The sequence below is a fragment of the Pedobacter sp. 22163 genome, assembly GCF_052045595.1.
Taxonomy (GTDB): domain Bacteria; phylum Bacteroidota; class Bacteroidia; order Sphingobacteriales; family Sphingobacteriaceae; genus Pedobacter.
In genome coordinates, this window is the sequence record NZ_JBQEPM010000023.1 from 1 (window position 1) to 2,630 (window position 2,630).

Sequence of the window (2,630 nt, forward strand, 5' to 3'; positions counted from 1 at the left end):
TATCGGTGGTGTCCACCTCTTCCCATTCCGAACAGAGAAGTTAAGCCCACCAGAGCCGATGGTACTGCGGTAACACGTGGGAGAGTAGGTCGGTGCCAAATATTAAAAGAAACCCTTCAACAGAAATGTTGAAGGGTTTTCTTCGTTTATGGGCATTTCTGTTCTGTACCCTTCACTTTTCTCAACATAATCTTCTTAATGCCCTTAAAACCTTAATGGTGAAATGGGCCTGGATCGGTTTTCTGGTCACTAAAGAGTTTATGGCCATTCTATTATGCTCCGCTAATTTTTGCGCCATTAAGAAGTGAAGAAAAGTTAAGGCACTGCTCCAATATATTTTCTTAATGCCCTTAATCCCTTAATGTTGAAAGGAACTGTAACAGCGGTTATTTCTATCATTAAGGAGTTAAGATGAGTTAAGGGGTTGTTCCCGCAGATTACACTGATTTGAGCAGAGTATATTCATCAATCGTCTACACTTCAATCCCAGGTTCAATAGCCCTGATGGCAGCGGAAATCCCTTTTGGGCAGGGGTAGATTGTTTATCCCAAGGGTTTCTCAAAAGGATTGCAGCGGACAGCAGGACGGAACCCGACCTACATTTTACTGTTATTGCGCTCTAAAACATGTTGATTGAAAGCTATGTTAATAGTCAACTCTTTGATAAACAAGTAGATGATTGCCTCTTAGCGGTGTCATGCCAAGAAAGGGTAATTGATTCTTCCTTGCCAAACACTTTATGGATGTTCAGAGATAGATTTATCAAATAGTTGCCATTTCTCAAATATTGTATTCTAATAGTCTTAAAGATTTGAATATGATTGTTCGAATCTGAAAAGGATTTGATATTTTGCGACATAATTGATTTTTAGATATGGCTTCAGGTTTTTTTGCAATTTTGGATGATATAGGTGCTTTAATGGACGATGTAGCGGTAACAGCTAAGGTAGCGGCCAAGAAGACTGCGGGGATTTTAGGAGATGATTTAGCAGTAAATGCAGAAAAGTCAACTGGTTTTCTTTCCTCGAGAGAACTGCCCGTACTATGGGCAATCACTAAAGGATCATTTGTGAATAAGCTTATTATTGTTCCAATTGCGCTATTGCTCAATTTCTTTTTTCCGGTAGCGATTAAGGTGATCCTGGTACTAGGCGGATTGTACCTGGCGTATGAAGGGGTAGAGAAAATTGTTGAATATTTTATTCATCGGTCAAAGCCCACACATGTCGAAGCAAAAGAAGTTATCCAAGAGGGAGAGCTAGCGGAGAAAGCGAAGATCAGATCAGCTATTATTACCGATTTTATTTTATCAATAGAAATCGTAATTATTGCTTTGGGAAGTGTGCTCGAAGAGAAGCTGCTTATACAAATTATGACGGTGTCAGCTGTAGCTATGTTGGCTACGGTTGGTGTTTATGGTATCGTAGCCATTATTGTAAGGATGGATGATACTGGCTATCGCTTAATGAAAGCCTCGGGTGAAAAAGGTATCCTTTCTGTTATTGGAAACCTACTGGTTCGTTCTTTACCGATTATAATAAAAATATTAAGTGTTGTAGGAACGGTAGCGCTGATCTTGGTTTCAGGTGGAATTTTTGCACACAATGTTGGCTTTTTACATCATGTTCTTCATACTTTTCCTTCAATTCTTAGGGAATTTGCTTTTGGATTAGCCGCTGGAATAGTCTCTGTGCTTGTTGTTATTGCTGGTAAAAAGCTATTAGCCATTATCAGAAAATAAAGAATTGCCAGTATTCTATTTGCAAATATTAATTTTGTTTGTCGCTTTTTAGCAAAGCAGGTTCTTACTACTATATAGGTCTGATTTCAGTAAATAACTTCCGAAGTTTAAAAGAGCAGGGGTGTAAGGATAGCTTTGGAAGTTTGCCTAGTGATATATTGTTTGTGATTTTAGGAAAAGCAGGTTCAGTATTACTATATAAGTGTTGTCCCGCCATCCGTTGCAAAGCCTTGGTTCGTTCCTCACCATCAGGTTTTCCACTTCTGTCAGGTTTATTTTGCAGCGTCTTCCGAAGTTTAAAAGGCATAGGTGCAGGGAAAACTTCGGAAGTCTATTCTGTCCGTACAGGTTATTCCTACATTATATATAAGAGTGCTTTTGTTTTTTTATGAAAAGCAGGTTCTGTGCTATTATGAAGGTGTGTTCCCGCTATCCGCTTTATCCCGATGAAAAAAATCGGGATGTCCGCTGCTATCGGGTTTATTTTGCAGGGACTTGCGAAGTTTTAAACGGCCGGGCGCAGGGAAAACTTCGGAAGCCTGCGAAGCTTGGCCAGGCGCCAAACAAGCTTTCGTTCAAAAAGTTTTGCTGTCCGCAAAACTTTTTCCTGTTGAAAACCATTGAGTTAACTTAAACCTTCAGGTAATCGGGGTAAAAGCTTTGCAGAAGCGTTAATTTTTTCTACTTTTGCATCCCGCTTCGGAGGAAGGGTTTTGAATGAAAGGATGGCGCAGGAGATAGAGCGGGCAGGATTTATTTTAAAATAAATATTGCGGGAGATGAAAAGATTGCTACCTTTGCAGCCCGGATCGGAAGAACGGAAAGCTGATTAAAATCGGCATATTGAAAAGCAGACAGGGGATAAGAGAAGAAGAAAAAAATAAAATTT

At 39.7% G+C, this 2,630-nt stretch carries 1 protein-coding gene and 1 rRNA gene; both read left to right on the top strand.

All coding sequences use genetic code 11. The features are described 5' to 3' along the window. A 5S ribosomal RNA gene (rrf, locus tag ACTJKN_RS27280) occupies window positions 1-101 on the top strand; the annotation flags it as partial. A 773-nt stretch (window positions 102-874) separates the two neighbouring features. Beyond that, window positions 875-1,741, top strand: a complete 867-nt coding sequence (locus ACTJKN_RS27285; protein ID WP_440828766.1) for a DUF808 domain-containing protein — start codon at window positions 875-877, stop codon at window positions 1,739-1,741. Window positions 1,742-2,630 lie beyond the last annotated feature (889 nt).

Coding starts and splice junctions, on each gene's coding strand:
- ACTJKN_RS27285 (WP_440828766.1), top strand. CDS start 875: ATGGCTTCAGGTTTTTTTGCAATTTTGGATGATATAGGTGCTTTAATG.